Below are 1,073 nucleotides of genomic sequence, written 5' to 3'. Positions count from 1 at the left end.
CTTGTAAGGGTCGGCGGGCGCATTCGCCAGCTGCCCGCGGGCGACACGCTGCCCGGCGTGCGCGAGCAGCTCACCGCCGCGCGCACCTACTACGTCCGCACCGATGGCAGCGACAGCAACACAGGACTGGCCAATAGTGCGGGCAGTGCATTCCTCACGATCCAGAAGGCGGTCGATGTCGCGGCTGCTTTCGACAACAACAATTTCGACATCACCATCTTGGTGGGGCCCGGAACTTACGCTGCGGGGGTCGTTCTCCGCGAGCATGTTGGTGGCGGAACGATTCATGTACGAGGGCTAAATGCAGACCAAACCAGCACAATTATTTCTGTCAACAACGGTTCGTGTTTCCGGGGTGTAGAAACCCGCTATAGCAAATACAAAGCGACGTATCTAACGCTGCAAACTACAGGAACTGCCGGATATCCAATTCTTTTGGAAGGTGGGAAAAATTATTTAACTATCGATCAGATAAATTATGCGGCGGCAGGTCGCACGCATATGTATATTGCGAGTGGAAGTATTCTCAATGCGCGGGCGGCTACATACACGATATCTGGCGCGGTTGATTCGGGTTGGCACGTCGAATGCGTTGATCAAGCAACATTCCTGGGACTGCTCTGCAATGTCACTCTGACTGGATCGCCATCCTTTGGATCTGGTGGCTATGCACGCGCAGCTCGTAATTCGTTGGCTCAATTCCATGCCTCTACATTCACCGGAAGTGCTACGGGGCAGCGCTATTCCACGGATACAGGGTCCGGCATTTTTGTGAACGGAGCAGGTTCCAGCTATTTGCCCGGCAGCACAGCTGGCTCCGCAACTACGCCAGGGTGGTACGCATGACGACATACCAGCTCACCGGAGAGGGGTTCGTGTATCGCTGGCAGGACGGCGCACGCGCGACGATACCGCTTGCGGACGATCCGGGCCTGCCACCGAATCCCGATGCAGTCGAATACCGCGCCTGGCTCGCGGCCGGCGGCGTGCCGCTACCTGCCGAACTGCGGCCGGCAGCCGAGATCGCGGCGGGCCTGCGTCTGGCCCTGGCTGCAGAGTACCGCAAGAACATC

Annotated in this window: 1 protein-coding gene and 1 pseudogene; both read left to right on the top strand. The window is 58.2% G+C overall.

Annotated elements, in window-relative coordinates:
• The coding region (locus L995_RS33850) for a hypothetical protein (protein WP_197065147.1) at nt 1-846 on the top strand (846 nt) is incomplete at its 5' end.
• Nucleotides 843-1,073, top strand: a pseudogene (locus L995_RS34380) (hypothetical protein); the annotation flags it as partial. The gene L995_RS33850 and the pseudogene L995_RS34380, both read left to right, overlap by 4 nt.

The organism is Delftia sp. ZNC0008 (assembly GCF_000799035.1).
Taxonomy (GTDB): Bacteria; Pseudomonadota; Gammaproteobacteria; order Burkholderiales; family Burkholderiaceae_C; genus Comamonas; species Comamonas tsuruhatensis.
Note: the sequence above shows the minus strand (reverse complement) of the source record. Positions and strands in the feature narration are given on the sequence as shown.